At 67.0% G+C, this 17,630-nt stretch carries 17 protein-coding genes; 9 read left to right on the top strand and 8 right to left on the bottom strand.

Going from position 1 to position 17,630, the window contains the following annotated elements; translation table 11 throughout:
- Nucleotides 1-9: 9 nt before the first annotated feature.
- Complete coding sequence (locus ACSYHF_RS05285) at nucleotides 10-912, bottom strand: ABC transporter ATP-binding protein (protein WP_005412555.1); 903 nt, start codon at nucleotides 910-912, stop codon at nucleotides 10-12.
- 129 nt (nucleotides 913-1,041) lie between these two features.
- The gene (locus ACSYHF_RS05290) at nucleotides 1,042-2,073 is read right to left on the bottom strand and encodes a LacI family DNA-binding transcriptional regulator (protein ID WP_053496894.1); all 1,032 of its coding nucleotides are present in this window, start codon (nucleotides 2,071-2,073) and stop codon (nucleotides 1,042-1,044) included.
- Nucleotides 2,074-2,364: 291 nt separating this feature from the next.
- Here ACSYHF_RS05290 and ACSYHF_RS05295 point away from each other — a divergent pair, with 291 nt between their 5' ends.
- The 5 genes from ACSYHF_RS05295 to ACSYHF_RS05315 all read left to right on the top strand — a co-directional run bounded on the left by ACSYHF_RS05295 (nucleotide 2,365) and on the right by ACSYHF_RS05315 (nucleotide 7,091).
- Nucleotides 2,365-2,937: a single-stranded DNA-binding protein gene (locus ACSYHF_RS05295; protein WP_043034165.1), complete on the top strand. Its 573-nt coding sequence runs from the start codon at nucleotides 2,365-2,367 to the stop codon at nucleotides 2,935-2,937.
- A gap of 202 nt (nucleotides 2,938-3,139) precedes the next feature.
- A complete protein-coding gene (locus tag ACSYHF_RS05300; RefSeq protein ID WP_111127844.1) occupies nucleotides 3,140-4,045 on the top strand; it encodes a hydroxypyruvate isomerase family protein in 906 nt (301 codons plus the stop codon).
- A 27-nt stretch (nucleotides 4,046-4,072) separates the two neighbouring features.
- Entirely contained in the window at nucleotides 4,073-5,758 is a 1,686-nt protein-coding gene (locus tag ACSYHF_RS05305) for a GMC oxidoreductase (RefSeq protein ID WP_447576135.1), read from the top strand.
- Entirely contained in the window at nucleotides 5,758-6,333 is a 576-nt protein-coding gene (locus ACSYHF_RS05310; RefSeq protein WP_005415638.1) for a gluconate 2-dehydrogenase subunit 3 family protein, read from the top strand. The genes ACSYHF_RS05305 and ACSYHF_RS05310 overlap by 1 nt, the downstream gene beginning before the upstream one ends.
- A complete protein-coding gene (locus tag ACSYHF_RS05315; RefSeq protein WP_329846261.1) occupies nucleotides 6,333-7,091 on the top strand; it encodes a 3-keto-disaccharide hydrolase in 759 nt (252 codons plus the stop codon). The genes ACSYHF_RS05310 and ACSYHF_RS05315 overlap by 1 nt, the downstream gene beginning before the upstream one ends.
- Nucleotides 7,092-7,101: 10 nt before the next feature.
- Here ACSYHF_RS05315 and ACSYHF_RS05320 read toward each other — a convergent pair whose 3' ends face one another.
- From ACSYHF_RS05320 to ACSYHF_RS05340, 5 genes are read right to left on the bottom strand one after another with little or no spacing between them, the layout of a single operon-like run.
- Complete coding sequence (locus ACSYHF_RS05320) at nucleotides 7,102-7,398, bottom strand: c-type cytochrome (RefSeq protein WP_005415640.1); 297 nt, start codon at nucleotides 7,396-7,398, stop codon at nucleotides 7,102-7,104.
- An 18-nt stretch (nucleotides 7,399-7,416) separates the two neighbouring features.
- Nucleotides 7,417-8,283: a sugar phosphate isomerase/epimerase family protein gene (locus ACSYHF_RS05325; protein ID WP_447576136.1), complete on the bottom strand. Its 867-nt coding sequence runs from the start codon at nucleotides 8,281-8,283 to the stop codon at nucleotides 7,417-7,419.
- A 19-nt stretch (nucleotides 8,284-8,302) separates the two neighbouring features.
- Nucleotides 8,303-9,427 (bottom strand): Gfo/Idh/MocA family protein, encoded by a 1,125-nt coding sequence (locus tag ACSYHF_RS05330; RefSeq protein WP_447576137.1) that lies wholly within the window; start codon nucleotides 9,425-9,427, stop codon nucleotides 8,303-8,305.
- Nucleotides 9,428-9,439: 12 nt separating this feature from the next.
- Nucleotides 9,440-10,657: a nucleoside permease gene (locus tag ACSYHF_RS05335; RefSeq protein ID WP_005415643.1), complete on the bottom strand. Its 1,218-nt coding sequence runs from the start codon at nucleotides 10,655-10,657 to the stop codon at nucleotides 9,440-9,442.
- Nucleotides 10,658-10,684: 27 nt separating this feature from the next.
- Nucleotides 10,685-11,737 carry a sugar phosphate isomerase/epimerase family protein gene (locus ACSYHF_RS05340; protein WP_329845404.1) on the bottom strand — a complete coding sequence of 351 codons (1,053 nt, stop codon included), beginning with the start codon at nucleotides 11,735-11,737 and terminating at the stop codon, nucleotides 10,685-10,687.
- A 95-nt stretch (nucleotides 11,738-11,832) separates the two neighbouring features.
- Here ACSYHF_RS05340 and ACSYHF_RS05345 point away from each other — a divergent pair, with 95 nt between their 5' ends.
- From ACSYHF_RS05345 to ACSYHF_RS05360, 4 genes are all read left to right on the top strand, one after another.
- Complete coding sequence (locus ACSYHF_RS05345; protein WP_065178148.1) at nucleotides 11,833-12,837, top strand: LacI family DNA-binding transcriptional regulator; 1,005 nt, start codon at nucleotides 11,833-11,835, stop codon at nucleotides 12,835-12,837.
- Nucleotides 12,838-12,987: 150 nt separating this feature from the next.
- Nucleotides 12,988-14,040 carry a sensor domain-containing diguanylate cyclase gene (locus tag ACSYHF_RS05350; RefSeq protein WP_111127856.1) on the top strand — a complete coding sequence of 351 codons (1,053 nt, stop codon included), beginning with the start codon at nucleotides 12,988-12,990 and terminating at the stop codon, nucleotides 14,038-14,040.
- A 116-nt stretch (nucleotides 14,041-14,156) separates the two neighbouring features.
- The gene (locus ACSYHF_RS05355; RefSeq protein ID WP_095376960.1) at nucleotides 14,157-15,182 is read left to right on the top strand and encodes an AI-2E family transporter; all 1,026 of its coding nucleotides are present in this window, start codon (nucleotides 14,157-14,159) and stop codon (nucleotides 15,180-15,182) included.
- A gap of 162 nt (nucleotides 15,183-15,344) precedes the next feature.
- A complete protein-coding gene (locus ACSYHF_RS05360) occupies nucleotides 15,345-17,087 on the top strand; it encodes a diguanylate cyclase (protein WP_447576138.1) in 1,743 nt (580 codons plus the stop codon).
- Nucleotides 17,088-17,096: 9 nt separating this feature from the next.
- Here ACSYHF_RS05360 and ACSYHF_RS05365 read toward each other — a convergent pair whose 3' ends face one another.
- A complete protein-coding gene (locus ACSYHF_RS05365; protein ID WP_005415649.1) occupies nucleotides 17,097-17,603 on the bottom strand; it encodes a PaaI family thioesterase in 507 nt (168 codons plus the stop codon).
- Between the last annotated feature and the right edge of the window lie 27 nt (nucleotides 17,604-17,630).

Here is a 17,630-nt window from a genome sequence, read left to right on the forward strand (position 1 = left end):
GTGCTCCGCTCAGGCTGCCGCGCGGGCACGGGCCTGCAGGCGCAGGCGCTGGAAGTACACATCCTCAAGGTCGGGAGCCACGGCCGCGAAGCCATCGCCGGGGTCGTTGGCGCTGTGCACGTGGATCACTGGGCGGCCCCCGACCAGGCGGGTCGAGAGCACCACGTAGCGTGCTTCATGGTCGGCCAGTTCCGAAGGATCGACCTGCTTGCGCCAGACCTGCTGCTGCAGGGCATCGATGGCATCGGCCGGTCGCCCGGTCAGCAGCACCTGGCCCTTGTTCATGATCGCCATCGTCGGGCACAGGTCGGTCACGTCCTCGACGATGTGGGTGGACAGGATCACCGCCACGTTCTCGCCAATCGCCGCCAGCAGGTTGAGGAAGCGGTTGCGTTCCTCCGGATCGAGGCCGGCGGTGGGTTCGTCGACGATTACCAAGCGTGGGTCACCCAACAGCGCCTGAGCGATGCCGAAGCGCTGGCGCATGCCGCCGGAGTAGGTGCCCAGCTTGCGCTTGCGCGCGTCCCAGAGGTTCACCTGCTGCAGCAGTCCATCGACCACCTCGCGACGCTGGGCGCGCTGGGTCAGGCCCTTGAGCACCGCGAAATGTTCCAGCAGGTCCAGCGCGCTGACTTTCGGGTACACGCCGAAATCCTGCGGCAGGTAGCCCAGCCGGCGGCGCACCGCATCCTTGTCGCGCAGTACGTCGATCGGCGCCTCGCCCGGAATGCTGAGCGTCGCCGTGCCGCTGTCGGCCTCCTGCAGGGTGGACAGCGTGCGCATCAGCGACGACTTGCCAGCGCCGTTCGGGCCGAGCAGGCCGAACATGCCGCGCGGGATGTCCAGGGTGACGTTGTTGAGGGCATGCACGCCGTTGGCGTACGTCTTGGAAAGCGAATCGATCTTCAGCATGCGACGTACACCTTTCCATGGGCAATGTCTGCGCGTTATCCGCGCAACCGCGTCCGTGCGCATCCGCCGTTGGTCATGGGGGGAGAACCCCGCCATCGTGCGTTGGCCGGAGCGCCGGCCCAGCGGCGCCTACCCGCGCAGGGATGATTCGCGCACGACCAGCTTCACCGGGATGCTCTGGCTGTCCACCGGCTGCCGCCCGATCAGCGCCAGCAGGCGTTCCACCAGCAGCTGCCCGGCCTGCTTGGTGTCCTGCTGCACGGTGGTCAGCGCCGGGGATACCGAAGCGGCCAGCGGGATGTCGTCGAAGCCGGTCACCGCCACGTCCTGCGGTACCCGCAGCCCGGCCTCGCGCAGGGCGCGCATCGCACCGATGGCGATCAGGTCGCTGGCCGCGCAGATCGCATCGATCGGCTCGCCGCGCGCCAGCAGGGCCTGGCAGGCCTCCTGGCCGGAGGCCTCGGTGGTGATCGCATCGTGCTGCAGCGCCGGTTCGGCGGCCAGGCCGTGGTCCTGCAGCGCCGCGACATGGCCGCGGTAGCGCTCCTGGAATTCGGGGTAATGGCTGGAGGCATGGCCGAGGAAGGCGATGCGGCGGCAGCCCTGCAGCAGCAGATGGGTGGTGATGTCATGCCCGCCCTGGAAGTTGTCGCTGCCGATCGAGACACCGGGCTGGCCAGGCAGGGCGGCGCCCCAGCGCACGAAGTGCGTGCCCTGTTCGACCAGCCGCTGCAGGCGGTCGCGCGATTCGTGGTAGTCGCCGTAGCCGAGCAGGATGATGCCGTCGGCCTTGTTGCTGTCTTCGTAATCGGCCTGCCAGTCGGTGGACAGCTGCTGGAACGACACCAGCAGGTCCTGCCCGTGCAGGGCGCAGGCGCGGGTGATCGAGCCCAGCATCGAATGGAAGAACGGGTTGATCAGCGAATCGTCGTTGGTCGGATCCTCGAAGAACAGCAGGGCCAGCGTGCCGGCATTGCGCAGGCGCAGACTGGAGGCGTTCTTGTCGACCTTGTAATTCAGCTCGCGGGCGATGCGCAGGATGCGCTCGCGGGTCTCGGCGTTGACCATCGGGCTGCCACGCAGGGCCCGCGACACGGTCGGCTGGGAGACCCCGGCCAGGTGGGCGATGTCCAGGGAGGTGGCTTTGCCTTTGATCGTCATGGGCGGGCGGAGCGGGCAGGTGGAAGGTGCCCGGGCATGATGCCATGCGCAGACGCGAATGCCTCTCTGGACGTCGGTCGGGGCGCAGGTAAGTCATTGCCGGACAAGGAAATCAGCCTGGTCCTTCGGTGCGGTCGGGGTCTCCTGACCGGGCGGACGGCGGCGGCAATGGTAAGATGCGTCGTTCTCGCATTCCCCAAAATTTCACCAGGGGCGGCCCAGCGTACTGCACCCCGCCCGGGGCTGTGCTATCACTGGCGGTCTGCCCCTGGACAACGGACGAAGGTACCTATGGCGCGCGGCATCAACAAAGTCATCCTGGTCGGCAATCTTGGCAACGACCCGGACGTGAAGTACACCCAGGGCGGCATGGCGATCACCCGCATCAGCCTGGCCACCACCAGCGTCCGCAAGGACAAGGATGGCAACCAGCAGGAGCGCACCGAATGGCACCGCGTGGTGTTCTTCGGCAAGCTCGGCGAGATCGCCGGCGAGTACCTGCGCAAGGGCAGCTCGGTCTACGTCGAAGGCAGCCTGCGTTACGACAAGTACACCGGCCAGGACGGCGTGGAGAAGTACTCCACCGATATCATCGCCGATGAAATGCAGATGCTGGGCGGCCGCGGTGAAGGCGGCGGCGGTGGTGGCGGCAACTACGGCGGCGATCGTCCGCAGCGCCAGCAGGCGCCGCGCCAGGAGTACGGCGGCGGTGGCGGCGGCCAGCGTGGTGGCCAGGGCGGTGGCTATGGCAACCAGGGCGGCAACCAGGGCGGCGGCTACGGCAACCAGGGTGGCAACCAGCGTCCGCAGCCGCAGCAGGCGCCGCCGATGGACGACTTCGCTGACGACGATATTCCGTTCTGATCGACCGCTTGCGCGCAGCAGAAAAGAAAGCCCCGCTCATGCGGGGCTTTTCTTTGTCCGCGATTCCTGCGGAGTTGTGCCCCGCAGCATTGAATTTTCGTGCACCGCAACTTGCAAGCATGCAATTTCCTCCCCTATGGTGCAATCGATTGCATTGCTGTGAATCGTTGCGTTTGATACCGGTTGGGAGGCCGGCAGATGGATGTCCATCCATTCGATCAGACCGGCCCCGGCGACGGGGCTCACGCGGCGCGATGCGCTGCGCCTCGCAGTTGCCGGCAGCATTGGCCTGGGGGCCGTGACGACCGCGGGGGCGTTGCCCGCATTCGCCGCCACTGCACCGCTGAAGGGCAACCTGAAGCACGCCGTGGCCCGCTGGACCTTCCCGCAGCTGTCAGTTGCCCAGCTCTGCGCAACGGTGAAGGACATCGGCTTTGCCGCGATCGACCTGGTCGGCCCCGAAGACTGGCCCACGCTGAAGGCCCATGGCGTCTACAGCTCGATGTGCAACGGCGCGGAGCTGGGCCTTACCAAGGGCTTTGCCGGCCGTGAGTTCCACGACCAGCTGGTAGAGCGCTACACGCGGCACATCGATCTGGTGGCCGATGCCGGTTACCGGAATCTCATCTGCTTCTCCGGCAACCGCAACGGTATGGACCCGCATGACGGCATGGCCAATGCCGAGGCTGGCCTCAAGCGCATCCTCGGGCATGCCGAGAAGCGCGGTGTGGTGCTGGTGATGGAGCTGCTCAACTCCAAGGTCGATCACCGCGACTACCTGTGCGACCACTCGGCCTGGGGTGTGGAGCTGTGCCAGCGGCTCGGCTCGGACAATTTCGGCCTGCTCTACGACATCTACCACATGCAGATCATGGAGGGCGACATCATCGCCACCATCGGCAAGCACCACGCCTGCTTCAAGCATTACCACACCGCAGGCGTGCCCGGCCGGAACGAGATCGGAGACCAGCAGGAGCTCAACTATCCGGCCATCTGCCGCGCGATCCGCGATACCGGTTTCAAGGGGTATCTGGCGCAGGAGTTCATGCCTGCCGCGCCCGATGCCGTTGCTTCATTGCGCGAGGCGATCCGCCTCTGCGACGTCTGAAACGATATCCACCCAGGTGAGAGACCCATGGCAGATAATCACTACGACGCCATTGTTGTTGGCTCGGGAATCAGTGGCGGTTGGGCGGCAAAAGAGCTGACCGAGAAGGGCCTGAAGGTCCTGATGCTGGAACGAGGACGCAACATCGAGCACGTCAAGGACTACGTCAATGCGATGAAGGAAGCGTGGGACTTCCCGCATCGCAACCGTCCGACGCAGGCGATGAAGGTCGCTTTTCCGGTGCTGATGCGCGACTACGGCCTCGCCGAGAACCTGGAAGGAATGTGGGCCAACGAGCAGGACTCACCCTACATCGAAACCAAGCGTTTCGACTGGTTCCGTGGCTACCACGTCGGTGGCCGCTCATTGTTGTGGGGCCGGCAGAGCTATCGCTTCTCCGACCTGGACTTCGAGGCGAACCTCAAGGAGGGCATCGCCATCGATTGGCCGATCCGCTATGCCGACATCGCGCCGTGGTACGACCATGTGGAAAAGTTCGCCGGCATCGCCGGCACGCGCGAGGGACTGGACGTGCTGCCGGATGGTGAGTTCCTGCCGCCGATCCCGTTGAACATCGTCGAGAAGGACGTGGCCGCGCGGATCAAGAAGGCCTTTGGCGGCACCCGGCACATGATCCACTCGCGCACTGCCAACATCACCCAGCCGATGCCCGAGCAGGGGCGCGTAAACTGCCAGTATCGCAACAAGTGCATCCTGGGCTGCCCCTTCGGAGCCTACTTCTCCACCCAGTCGGCGACGCTGCCGGCGGCGATGAAGACCGGCAACCTGACCCTGCGGCCGTTCTCGATCGTCAAGGAAGTGCTCTACGACAAGGATCGCAAGCGCGCGCGTGGCGTGGAGGTGATCGACGCCGAAACCGGGCAGACCTACCAGTACACGGCCAAGGTCATCTTCCTCAACGCATCGTCCTTCAACTCGACCTGGCTGCTGATGAATTCGGCGACCGACGTCTGGGACGGCGGGCTGGGCTCTTCGTCGGGCGAGCTGGGGCACAACGTGATGGACCATCATTTCGGTGCGGGTGCCTCGGGCCGGGTCGAGGGCTACGAAGACAAGTACTACTTCGGCCGCCGTCCGTGCGGCTTCTACATTCCGCGGTTCCGCAATGTCGCCGCCGACAAGCGTGGCTACCTGCGCGGATTCGGCTACCAGGGCGGTGCCAGCCGCACCGGCTGGTCGCGCGAGATCGCCGAGCTGAACATCGGTGCCGACCTGAAGGAAGCGCTGACCGTGCCGGGTGACTGGCGCATCGGCATGACCGGGTTCGGTGAGATGCTGCCGCACCACGACAACACGATCCGCCTGGACCGCGACCGTAAGGACAAGTGGGGGCTGCCGGTGCTGGCGATGGACGTGTCCATGCGCGCCAACGAACTGGCGATGCGCAAGGACATGGCCGCCGATGCCGCCGAGATGCTGGAGGCGGCCGGGGTCAAGGACGTGAAGATGCACGACAACGACTACGCTCCGGGCAAGGGCATCCATGAGATGGGGACTGCGCGTATGGGACGGGACCGGAAGAGCTCGGTATTGAACGCGCACAACCAGGTGTGGGATGCGCCCAATGTGTACGTCACCGACGGTGCCTGCATGACCTCCAGCGCCTGCGTGAATCCGTCGCTGACCTACATGGCGCTGACCGCGCGCGCGGCCGACCACGCGGTACGCGAACTGAAAGCGGGGAACCTGTGATGGATCGCCGCGAACTGCTGAAGATGATCGTCGCCGCCACCGGTGCGGCGATGGTTGGCCTGCCAGCGCTGGTGCATGGCAAAGCACCAGCGGCCGGGATGATGGCCGCGTTCTCCGATGCCGAAATCGGCACGCTGGACGAGATTGCCGAAACCATCCTGCCGCGGACCCGGACACCCGGGGCGAAGGACGCGGGCGCCGGTGCGTTCATGGCGACGTTCGTCAGCGACTGCTACACCGCCAGGCAGCAGGCGGTGTTCCGCGCCGGGCTGGCGGACATCGACAAGCGCGCCGGTGGCCGCTTCGTGTCGCTCACGCCGGAGGCGCGCACCGGGTTGCTGCGTACACTGGATGCCGAAGCCAAGGCGCGCAATGCAGACGTGACCGAGACCGGAACGCCCGAAGAGGGCGAAGCCATGCCGCATTACTTCACGATGATCAAGCAGCTGGCCATCTTCGGCTTCTTCACCTCCAAGGTCGGTGCGACCGGGGTGCTGCAGTACGTCGCCGTGCCGGGGCGCTACGACGGTGACCTCGCCTATGTCCCCGGCACACCTGCCTGGGGGACCAGCTGATGGACACCAACCTGATGATCCGCCCTGCGTTGATCACCGCCGGCCTGCTGGCCGCTGCATCTGCGTTCGCACAGGATAATGCCGACGCTGTGCGTGACCCGAAGAAGACCGAAGTGTGGAGTCCTGTGCCCGCGACCGTGGCAACGCCACCTGGCAAGGCACCGTCCGATGCGATCGTGCTGTTCGATGGCAAGGATGTCTCCGCGTGGGAGGCGGAGCAGGGTGGCCGCGTGCCCTGGAAGGTGGCCGATGGCGCCTTGACTGTCGTTCCGGGCAGCAAGGGCATCCGCACCCGGCAACGCTTCTGCGATGTCCAGCTGCATGTCGAGTGGCGCACGCCCACCGAAACGAAGGGCTTCGACGGCCAGAACCGGGGCAACAGCGGGATCTTCCTGCAGGAACTGTATGAACTGCAGGTGCTCGACAGTTACCACAACCCGACCTATGCCAATGGCCAGGCGGGTTCCATCTACAAGCAGGCCATGCCACGGGTGAACGCCTCGCGCGCACCGGGCCAGTGGCAGGTCTACGACATCATCTGGAAGGCCCCGCGCTTCTCGCCGGGCGGCGGCCTGACGTCGCCCGCACGGATCACCGTGCTGCACAACGGCGTGCTCGTGCAGGACGACACCGTGCTGGCGGGCAGGACCGAATACATCGGTGCGCCTTCGTACGCACCGCATGGGTGCGCGCCGCTGTATCTGCAGGAACATGACTCCAAGGTCAGCTACCGCAACATCTGGGTGCGCGAGCTGTAGCGCTCACCGGCTACTTCGCCAGGTAGCTGGCGATGTCATCGATCTCCTGCTGTGACAGCTGCGGGAAGGGTGGCATCAGGCCGCCGCCCTTCCTGATCCTGTCCTTGACCTGGGCGGGCTGCAGCCGCTTGCCGACATCGGTGAGCGCCGGGAACGTCGGTGGTACACCGGTGCGTTCAGCACCGTGGCAGGCGGTGCAGTGCTGGGCGTAGAGTTTCGCGCCGGCGGCCGGGTCGTCCTTGGCCCACGCTGCCGTCGCAACGTTCATGCCGCCCAGGGCCACGGCCACTGCCAGGATCATTTTCATGTGGGGCTCCTTGATGCGTCAGCGGTGGGCACGGGTGGGCGGGTTGGTAGTCAGGTGTTCACGCAGGTAGTCCGCGCCGGCCTGGATGACCTTGGCAGGGTCGCGTGGCTGGTCGTGTTCCACGATGTACCACTGCACGCCAGCGTTGGCGGAGGCTGGCAGGATCGCGTTCCAGTCCAGCACGCCCTGGCCGACCGCAGCGAATCCACCTTCGTCTTCGGCCTGGCCCTTGGGCGCATTGTCCTTGGCGTGTACCGCAAATACGTGGCCGCGGAACTTGCCAAGCATCACGGCCGGGTCCAGGCCCGCGCGCGCGACCCAGGCCAGGTCCAGTTCGGTCTGCAGCTCGGGGCCGGCGGCGTCGAACAGCAGCTCCAGTCCGGTTCTGCCATTGAAGTCGACCAGCTCGAAGTCGTGGTTGTGGTAGGCCAGCTGCATCCCCTTGCCGCGCACCTGCCTGGCAATCCGGCCCAGCTCCCGTCCCAATGCGGTCCAGCCGGCGGCATCGTGCGGGCGGTCCTTCTGGTCCAGGTAGGGCACCACCAGCGTGCTGTTGCCAATCGAGCGGTTGAAGGCCACCACGGCATCCAGGTTGTCGCGCAGCTCGGCCAGCTGAACGTGCGACGAAACCGCTTTGATCGAGTAACGGTCCAGCAATTGTTTCAGTTCCGCAGCGCTTGCATTCTGCGTACCGACGGTCTCCACCGCACGCACGCCCGCGTCGTGGACGATCTTCAGCTGCTGGTCGAGCGGCCCGGCATTGCGCAGCGTGTACATCTGCACGGCGATGGGCTTCTGCGCACCGGCTGTGTTTCCTGCGAAGGCGGGCAGGACTGCGAGCAGCAGCAGGACGAGGGTTGCAGTTCTACGGACAGGGATGTTCATCAACAGATCCTCCCGGGATTCAACCGATGGCGGTCCAGGTGCGTGACCTGGCCGATGCAATGACACGATCAACGATCCGTGCCGAGCGCAGGCCGTCTTCGAAGGTGGGCAGGCCCTGCGGCCGCTCGCCTTCAATGGCGCGATAGGTGTCGGCCACGAACGCTTCGAAGCACTGCCCGTAGCCCTGCGCGTGCCCCGCTGGCAGCGGCGACAACCGGCGTTGTTCGGCGCTGCCGGCGCCCGGGCCGCGCACGAAGATTTCCTCGCGCTGTTCGGGCAGGCCGATCCACAGCCGCTCGGCATCCTCCTGGTTGAACGCCACGCTGGCGTTGGCGCCGTCGATCTCGAACCAGAGCCGGTTGTGGCGTCCGGCCGAGACCTGGCTGACCGTCAATGACGCCAGCGTGCCCGCGCCGGTCCTGAACATCGCTGCGGCCACGTCCTCGCTCTCGACCGCTTGCTTTGCGCCGTCTGTCGCCGGCGTGCTGAAGCTCTGGGAGGTGGTTGCGCTGCGTTCGGCGATCACCGTGGCAAACGCCGCGTTCACTTCGGCGAAGCACTCGCCGCTGACCCATTCAACCAGGTCGCACCAATGCGACCCGATGTCAGCGAACACGCGCGATGTACCACCCAGTGCCGGGTCAACCCGCCAGTTGTTGCTGGCCGGGTCCAGCAGCCAGTCCTGCAGGTAGCTGCCATGGATCAGGTGCAGTGGCCCCAGATCGCCCTGCGTGATGCGTGCACGTGCCTCGCGGACCACCGGGTGGTAGCGGTAGACGAAGGGGACGGTGGCGACCAATCCGGTCGAGGCGGCCAGCGCCGCCAGCGCCTGCGCATCGTCCAGCGTCGTCGCCAACGGTTTCTCGCAGATCACGTGCTTGCCGGCTTCCAGTGCGGCCTGCGCCATCGCGCGGTGCAGGTGGTTGGGCGTGCAGATGTGCACGACCTGTACCAGGGGATCAGCGACGACGTCCTCGATATCGCGATAGGCGCGCGGGACATTCCACGCGTGCGCCACTTCGCGCGCGCGCTGCGGCGACGAGGCGGCCACGCCGCGCACCTCGGCGCCAGCCAGCAGTGCCGCGCGGCGATGCACCGCACCGATCATGCCGGTACCAATGATGGCGATTCCAAGCGGGGGCATCGGCCGGTCTCCTCAGGGGGTGGACGACGCGGCCGCAGCTACCGGGCGGTCGCGGAACAGCAGCAGGAAGGCGATCAACACCACCAGTGCGACGCCGGCCGGGAACAACCAGATCTGCTGCCAGTCCGGGCCCGCTGCAGTGGTGAAGTGCTCCACTACCGCGCCGGACAGGAAGGTGCCGATCAGCATGCCCACGCCATAGGTGGCCAGGGTGATGAAGCCCTGCGCGCTGCTGCGCGCGGCGGGGCCGGCGTGGGCATCGGTGTAGATCTGGCCGGTGACGAAGAAGAAGTCGTAGCAGATGCCATGCAGTACGATGCCGATCACAAGCAGGGAGAAGCCACTGCCCGCATCGCCGAAGGCGAACAGCGCGTAGCGCACGACCCAGGCCGCCATGCCGACCGCCAGCATGGTCTTCACCCCCAGCCGCACGAACAGGAACGGCATGGCCAGCATCAGCAGCACTTCGGAGACCTGGCCCAGCGACTGCAGTCCGGCGGCGCCGTGCACACCGAGGTCGTTGAGATACGGATTGGTGAAGTTGTAGTAGAACGACAGCGGGATGCAGATGGCGATGGAAGCCAGGAAGAACACCAGGTAGGCGCGCGACTTCAGCAACCGCAATGAATCCAGCCCCAGGATCTGTCCCAGCCCGGCATCGCGCTGCTGCGCCAGCGGCGGCGTGTGCGGCAGGGTGAACGCATACAGGCCCAGCACCAGCGATGCCAATGCGGCCATGCGGAAGGTCAGTTCAAGCCGGTGCGCCTGTTCCCAGCCCAGCCAGCCGATCAGCACCCCGGCGATGATCCAGCCGATGCTGCCGGCCACGCGTACCAGCGGGAACTGCTTCTCCGGCGATTGCATGTGCCGCATGGCGACGCTGTTGGCCAGTGCCAGCGTCGGCATGAACAGCAGCATGTAGCCCATCACGCAGGCGGAGAACATGCTGAAGCTGGTGGCGGTGGACGCCAGCCACATCAGCACCGCGCCGGCCAGGTGCAGTATCGCCAGGATGCGCTGCGCCGCGAAGTAGCGGTCTGCGATCAGGCCGACCAGGAACGGCGCCACGATGGCGCCGATGGACTGGCTGAGGAACGCCGTTGCCACCTGGCTTGCGCTGGCCTGCAGCGGGCCCTGTACCAGGTAGGTACCCAGGGTGACGAACCACGCCCCCCAGATGAAGAACTGCAGAAACATCATCGCGCCCAGGCGCGACATGGCGTGCGTCATGGCTTGCCCTCCCGGGGCGGTCGTGGCTCAGATTCCCAGCATGCGGCGCAGTGATCCAGCGTCCGTGTCGCTCCCGGCAAAGTCGTCGAAGGCGCGTTCGGTCACATGGATGATGTGATCGCGGATGAAGGCGGCACCCTCGCGCGCGCCGTCCTCCGGGTGTTTCAGGCAGCACTCCCATTCCAGCACCGCCCAGCCGGGGAAGTCGTACTGGGCGAACTTCGAGAAGATCGCCTTGAAGTCGATCTGGCCGTCACCGGGTGAGCGGAACCGGCCCGGACGATCGATCCAGTCCTGGTAGCCGCCATACACGCCGCTGCGCGCGCTGGGGCGATACTCCGCGTCCTTGACGTGGAAGATGCCGATGCGGGCGTGGTAGCGGTCGATGAAGCCGAGGTAGTCCATCTGCTGTAGCAGCAGGTGGCTGGGGTCGTACAGGATCTTCGCGCGGGGATGATGGTCGACCTCATCGAGGAAGCGCTCGAAGGTCGCACCGTCGTGCAGGTCCTCGCCGGGATGGAGTTCGAAGCACAGGTCCACGCCGCAGGCGTCGAACACATCCAGGATCGGGCGCCAGCGGCGGCCCAGTTCGGCGAAGGCTTCTTCCACCAGGCCCGGCGGGCGCTGCGGCCACGGATAGAAGTAGGGCCAGGCCAGCGCACCGGAAAAGGTGGCGTGCGCGGTCAGCCCCAGGCGCTGGCTGGCCTGCGCGGCGAGCCGCAGCTGCTCCACGGCCCAGGCCTGGCGCGCGGGCGGGTTGCCGCGCACATCGGCGGGTGCGAATCCGTCGAACAGGCTGTCGTAGGCGGGATGGACCGCGACCAGCTGCCCCTGCAGGTGGGTCGACAGTTCGGTGATCTGCAGGCCGTGCCCGGACAGCATGCCGGCAACATCGTCGCAGTACGCCTGGCTGCGTGCCGCCGCGGCCAGATCGAACAGGTGGGGCGCGGAGGTGGGAACTTGTACGCCAGAATAGCCCAGACCCGCGGCCCATCCGGCCAGCGTGTCCAGCCGATCAAAAGGAGCTGTGTCGCCGATGAACTGCGCCAGGAACAGCGCTGGACCCTTGAGCGTCTTCAACGTGATTCGCCCTCGATGCAATCGATTGCATTATCCTAGCAGGGGCGCACGCAGGACCTGTTGTGCACTGCACAGCGGACAGGAGAACTAACGCCATGGCCACCATCTACGACATCGCCAGGCACGTCGGCGTCTCCGCAGGCACGGTGTCACGGGCGCTTTCCCGGCCGGACAAGGTGCTGCCGGCCACCCGTGCGCGCATCGAGCAGGCCGCCGTCGCATTGGGCTATGTGCCCAACACGGTGGCCCGCACGCTCAAGACCCAGCGCAGCGGCAAGATCCTGGTCACCGTCCCGGACATCGCCAATCCGTTCTTCGCACAGATCCTGCAGGGTGCGGAGGAGGCCGCGCAGGCGGTCGGCTACGCGGTTCTGCTGGGCGATACCCAGCATCAACCCGATCGTGAGGAGCGCTACGCGCAGATGCTACGGCGCAACGAGGCAGACGGCATGATCGTGCTGGGCCATCGCCTGCCACCGACCGCGCGCGAGATCGTCGAGCAGCGCGGCGCAGCTGCGCCGGTGGTCAATGGATGCGAGTTCGACCCCGCACTGGGCATCCCCAGCGTCCATATCGACAACGCGGCCGCCGCACGCGCGGTGATGGAGCACCTGTACGGCCTGGGGCACGAACGGATCGCCGTGGTCGGCGGGCCACCTGACAACCCCCTGCACCAGCAGCGGCTGGAAGGGGTCCGGGCCGCCGGCAAGGCGCGGGGTCGCCTGCGCCAGCTGAGCATCGTGCCCGGGGACTTTTCCGTTGAGTCCGGGCATGCGGCGGTGATGGCGCTGCTGGACGGCACGCCCGTGCCGACCGCGGTGTTCTGCTTCAGCGACCAGATGGCACTGGGGGCACTGGCGGCCTGTCGCGACCGGGGCATCCGCGTTCCGGAAGCGCTCTCCATCGTCGGCTTCGACGACCTGGCCTCGTCGCGTTACCTCACCCCGCCGCTGACGACCATCCAGCAGCCGATGCGTGAAATCGGCGAGCGCGCGGTCAACCTGCTGCTCGCCATCATTGAACAGGTCGATGTACCGCTTCAGCAGACGCTGGAGTTCAGCTTCATGCTGCGCGGTTCGACAGCGGCGCCTCGGCGGTAGCGGAGGCGAGGCAGGGCAGCCGGAGCGGGGCGGCCGGCCCGCGCGTCGTCCCGCGACCTTGATCCCGAATTGACGCAAAGCTGTCAGACTCATCGCAGGCAGCCCGGCAAGGGCCGTAGCAGCGGGTGTGATCGCGCAGGGGGGGGGGCAATGCCATTCTTTACCGATTCGGCGGAAGGCGCGGTCGAAGGCATTGGCGCGGCACGTCGCATCGGCTGGATGCGTTTCGTCGGCAATGGGCTGGGGGCGATCCCCATCGCTTCGATCATCCTCGAGCGCCACGATGGGCCGCTGGCATGGGCCTTGCTGCTGCTCAACGCGCTGGCGTGGCCTGCGCTGGCATTGAAGCTGACCCAGCGCTCCGGCCAGCCCGCGCTCGTCCAGTTCCGCTGCATGGTGGCCGACTCCTTGTTCGGCGGTGGCTGGATCGCCTTCATGGCATTGAGCGCGGTGCCCAGTGCACTGTTCGCCGCACTGCTGGTGGCCGACAAGATCGCTGCCGGTGGCGTTCGCCTGGCGATGCGCGCCACGCTGGCCCTGCTGGTGGGCTTTGCGCTCACCTGGTGGGCGCTCGGCTTCCCTTACCAGCCGGTCACCTCGCAGCGCACGATCATGCTGAGTGTCCCGTTCCTGTTCGTGTATGGCATCGGCCTGAGCATTCTCAGCTGGCAGCTGGCGCGCCGGGTCAAATCGCAGAACCGCCAGCTGCAGCGTCTCAGCCGGATGGACCCGCTGGTCGAGCTGGCCAACCGCGGCTTCCTGATCCTGCGTGCGCAGCAGGCGCTGGACCGGGCACAGGGCCAGGGCGGCTTTGCCTGCCTGCTGATGCTCGATGTGGACGACTTCAAGCGCATCAATGACTCGCACGGCCACCGCGCCGGTGACGAGGTGCTGCGGCATATCGCGGCGACATTGCGCACCGTTGCCCGCCCAGGTGATACGCCCGCGCGGCTGGGGGGCGATGAGTTCGTCGTGCTGCTGCGCGACTGCGCGCCCGTCGATGCGATGCACGTGGCCGAGCGGGTGCGCCTGCACCTGCTCGAGGCTGCGCGGCAGGCCACGCCGGGGGTGGAATTCAGCGTCAGTATCGGCATTGCGGCCACGCCGCGTGGCGGCAGTGTCGAGGACTGGTTGGCACTGGCCGACCGCGCGCTGTACCACGCCAAGCGCCAGGGCAAGAACACCGCCAGCTACGGCGAGTGAGCGCGCGTGGGGACGGCACGGCTGCCGCCGAACGCGGATGAAATGCCCATTCATCCTGCACGCGGAATCAGCACGCCAATCCTCTACCATGGGCCACCCCGCCCGGACGCGCTCCCATGCAAGACGCTCTCGTTGCCCAGCCCAAGCCCCCCATCCCAAGGATCGCGGCATGGCTGATGATGCTGCTGGGCATGTGGCTGGCGCTGAAACTGGGCCTGGTGGTCACCCTGCTGTCCGGCCTGCTGGTGTTCCAGCTGACCCACCTGCTGGCCTCCACCGTGGAAGGCAGGCTGCCGCCGGGACGCGCACGGGCGATCGCCGTGATCGTGCTGTCGGCGATCATCATCAGCGCGCTGGTGCTGGCCGGGATCGGCGTGGCCTCGTTCTTCCGCAACGAGACCGGTGGCCCGGACGCTTTGCTGGCGCGCCTGATGGAGATCCTCAACACCTCGCGGCACCAGGTGCCGGCGCTGCTGCAACCCTACATTCCCGAAGACATGCCAGCGCTGCGCGCGGCGCTGAACGACTGGGCCGCCGAGCATCAGCGCCAGCTGGGCGTGGCCGGTACCTCGGTGGTCCAGGTGGGTGTGCGCGTACTGATCGGCATGGTGCTGGGTGCGATGATCGCACTGTATGACGAACTGCCGCTGCCGAAGCTGGGTCCGCTGGCGCAGGAGCTGGTCGGGCGCACCAGCCGCCTGGCCACCGCGTTCCGTCAGGTGGTGTTCGCGCAGGTGAAGATCTCGCTGCTCAACACCGTGTTCACCGCGATCTTCCTGCTGGGCGTGCTGCCGTTGTTCGGCGTGCACCTGCCGCTGTCCAAGACCCTGGTGCTGATCACCTTCCTGGCCGGCCTGTTGCCGGTGGTGGGCAACATCATCTCCAACACGATCATCACCATCGTCGCACTGTCGGTCTCGTTCTATGTGGCGGTGGCGGCGCTGCTGTACCTGATCGTGATCCACAAGCTGGAGTACTTCCTCAACGCGCGCATTGTGGGTGGCGAAATCCAGGCGCGGGCCTGGGAGCTGCTGCTGGCCATGCTGGTGATGGAGGCGGCCTTCGGCCTGCCGGGCCTGGTCGCCGCGCCGGTGTTCTATGCCTACGTGAAGCGCGAACTGGTCGACCAGCGCTGGATCTGACGCGGCGGGGCATGACGTATTTGTCCCGATTCGAGCGTCCGCGCGGCCTTGTCGGTGCGTTCGCGGCGCGCACGGTGTACCCACGGCCACGGTTGGCCCGTTAGCGGCTTGGCGCCTGTGCAGGCGGCCGCTACAGTGTTCCGCACGACAGGGGAAATGTGCATGGCCCGCAAGGCGTCGCCCATCGGATTGCGGACCTGGGTCTGGATCCTGGCCGGGCTGTTCGTAGTCTGTACGCTGCCGCTGATGGCCATCGCACTGGTGCAGGGCACGCTGCGCTTCACCGCCGCCGAGGACAACCTGGTCAGCCTGCGCCGGCTGCAGCAGACCTTCGACCTGGCCAACCGGGTGTCGGCCGAGCGCGGCCCCGCCAACAGCCTGCTGGGAGCCAATACGGCCGATGCGGCCGAACAGGCCCGGCTGACCGCGCAGCTGGCGGTTGCGCGCAAGCGGGTCGACACCGCCCTGCTGCAACTGGACACCGTGTTCAAGGCCGATCCGGGCGTGGTCGGCGAACATGGGCTGCTGGCCGACGTGCAACGTCGCCTGCAGTCGGCGCGGGCCGCAGTGGACCAGGTGGCGGCACAGCCGCACGACGCGCGCCGGGTGGAAGACGTGGAGCGCGCGATCAGCAGCATGTTCGCCGTGGTCGATCGCCTGCACGTGTTGACCTCGACGCAGATCGGCGTGCTGGTCAGTGCCGACCGCGAAGCGGCGATCCCGGCAATGCAGGGCCAGGTGCTGATCGACCTGCGCGAGCATGGCGGCCGCCTGGCCTCGAACGTGATGGCGCCAGTGGCGGTACCGGGGGCCTGGCGTGACGAACAGGTGCGGGCGGCATTGCAGACCGAAGGCCGCCTGCTGGAGCTGTGGCGGCTGGCAGGCAGCCATGAAGCCGTGTTCCGCAGCGATCCGACGCTGTCCTGGCATTGGGACATGGCACGCCGCCAGTTCTTCGGCGAATCGCTGCCGATGATCGAACAGCTGATCGAAGATGGCCGGCGGGGCGTGCCGCCGCCGTGGACCGCCGCCGAGTTCACCACGCGCTACGTGCCGACCCTGCGGTCGCTGGAAGCGCTGCGTGATGGTTACCTGAGCGTGTCCATCGCCCGTTTCGAGCGCACCCGCAACCGCGAAGCGACGCGCCTGGTGGTGCTGGTGGCGACGGTGCTGGGCACGCTGGTGGTGCTGGGCGTGGCGCTGCGCATCGCCCATCTGCAGATCCTGCGGCCGCTGCTGCAGGCGCAGAAGCAGGTCATCCAGATCGCCTCGGAAGCCCCCGGCCCGGAGCAGCATGTGACCCACCCGCTGGCCGAGATGCAGCGCCTGTTCGATGCCATCGAAGTGCTGCGCGAGAAGTCGCGCGAGCGCTCGGCATTGACCAGCGAGCTGCGCCAGCTGGCCGGCACCGATGAGCTGACCGGGCTGTTGAACCGGCGCGCGCTGGACGAGTTGGTGCAGCAGCGTCATGCCGACGGCGGCAACAGCGCGGTGGTGATCCTGCTGGACGTGGACCGCTTCAAGGCGATCAACGATGGCCACGGGCATGACGCCGGTGACGAGGTGCTGGTGCAGGTGGCGCAGCTGCTGCAGCGCCACCTGCGCCGCAGCGACCGCATTGCCCGCTACGGTGGCGAGGAATTCCTGGTGCTGCTGGCCGACGGCGACCTGGCCGGTGGCCGCCAGTTGGCTGAATCGCTGCGCGTTGCGCTGCAGCGGCTGGACATCGCCCTGGTCGGTGGCAAGGTGCTGCGGGTCACTGCAAGCTTCGGCGTGGCCGAGGGGGGCACCGATGCGCTGGGCTGGCGCACCCTGCTGCGTGCCGCCGACGCGGCCATGTACCAGGCCAAGGCGCAGGGCCGCGACCGCGTGCGGGTGTCCGGCGGCGGCCGCAACGCACGTTGAGGACACGCATCAGCCGATCCGCGCATGCACGCGGCGCAGCGTGCGCGCGATCATCCGTCGCGCGATGGGACGCGGCACCGAGAACCCGCGCCAGCGCAGCGCACCCACCCGGAAGGTGGCGCTGGCGGTGGCCAGTACCTTGCCGGCCGGGTCAGTCAGCCAGCCACGGGTGAAGGCGATGCTGCCCTTGCTGTGCTCGACTTCGCCCCAGCCGATGATCCGCCCCGGCCGCGCCGGGTTGACGAAACTGGTCTTGGATTCCACCGTGACCGCGATGCGGTTGGCTGGCAGGGTGGCGTAGATCGCCGGTCCCATGCAGTCGTCCAGCATCGCTGACAGGAATCCGCCCTGCACGTTGCCCATTGGGTTGGTGAGCACCGTCCCGGCGTCGAACTCGACCTGGATGCGACGCAGTGCATCGTCATAGCCGACGAAGCGCCAGCCGAGCAGGGTGCCGGCCTGGGAACGTGGAAGATCACCGTTGACCACGCTGTAGAAGATCGATTCGGGATTCATCGTGGAGCCTCGTGGGGGGAGGGGAGA

Source organism: Stenotrophomonas maltophilia group sp. P373 (assembly GCF_053295075.1).

What these genes read in the sequence shown, in the direction of transcription:
- ACSYHF_RS05290 (WP_053496894.1), bottom strand. Translation starts at nt 2,073, where the DNA reads ATGACGATCAAAGGCAAAGCCACCTCCCTGGACATCGCCCACCTGGCC.
- ACSYHF_RS05315 (WP_329846261.1), top strand. Translation starts at nt 6,333, where the DNA reads ATGGACACCAACCTGATGATCCGCCCTGCGTTGATCACCGCCGGCCTG.
- ACSYHF_RS05360 (WP_447576138.1), top strand. Translation starts at nt 15,345, where the DNA reads ATGGCCCGCAAGGCGTCGCCCATCGGATTGCGGACCTGGGTCTGGATC.
- ACSYHF_RS05330 (WP_447576137.1), bottom strand. Translation starts at nt 9,427, where the DNA reads ATGCCCCCGCTTGGAATCGCCATCATTGGTACCGGCATGATCGGTGCG.
- ACSYHF_RS05350 (WP_111127856.1), top strand. Translation starts at nt 12,988, where the DNA reads ATGCCATTCTTTACCGATTCGGCGGAAGGCGCGGTCGAAGGCATTGGC.
- ACSYHF_RS05365 (WP_005415649.1), bottom strand. Translation starts at nt 17,603, where the DNA reads ATGAATCCCGAATCGATCTTCTACAGCGTGGTCAACGGTGATCTTCCA.
- ACSYHF_RS05355 (WP_095376960.1), top strand. Translation starts at nt 14,157, where the DNA reads ATGCAAGACGCTCTCGTTGCCCAGCCCAAGCCCCCCATCCCAAGGATC.
- ACSYHF_RS05305 (WP_447576135.1), top strand. Translation starts at nt 4,073, where the DNA reads ATGGCAGATAATCACTACGACGCCATTGTTGTTGGCTCGGGAATCAGT.
- ACSYHF_RS05345 (WP_065178148.1), top strand. Translation starts at nt 11,833, where the DNA reads ATGGCCACCATCTACGACATCGCCAGGCACGTCGGCGTCTCCGCAGGC.
- ACSYHF_RS05335 (WP_005415643.1), bottom strand. Translation starts at nt 10,657, where the DNA reads ATGACGCACGCCATGTCGCGCCTGGGCGCGATGATGTTTCTGCAGTTC.
- ACSYHF_RS05285 (WP_005412555.1), bottom strand. Translation starts at nt 912, where the DNA reads ATGCTGAAGATCGATTCGCTTTCCAAGACGTACGCCAACGGCGTGCAT.
- ACSYHF_RS05320 (WP_005415640.1), bottom strand. Translation starts at nt 7,398, where the DNA reads ATGAAAATGATCCTGGCAGTGGCCGTGGCCCTGGGCGGCATGAACGTT.
- ACSYHF_RS05295 (WP_043034165.1), top strand. Translation starts at nt 2,365, where the DNA reads ATGGCGCGCGGCATCAACAAAGTCATCCTGGTCGGCAATCTTGGCAAC.
- ACSYHF_RS05325 (WP_447576136.1), bottom strand. Translation starts at nt 8,283, where the DNA reads ATGAACATCCCTGTCCGTAGAACTGCAACCCTCGTCCTGCTGCTGCTC.
- ACSYHF_RS05310 (WP_005415638.1), top strand. Translation starts at nt 5,758, where the DNA reads ATGGATCGCCGCGAACTGCTGAAGATGATCGTCGCCGCCACCGGTGCG.
- ACSYHF_RS05300 (WP_111127844.1), top strand. Translation starts at nt 3,140, where the DNA reads ATGTCCATCCATTCGATCAGACCGGCCCCGGCGACGGGGCTCACGCGG.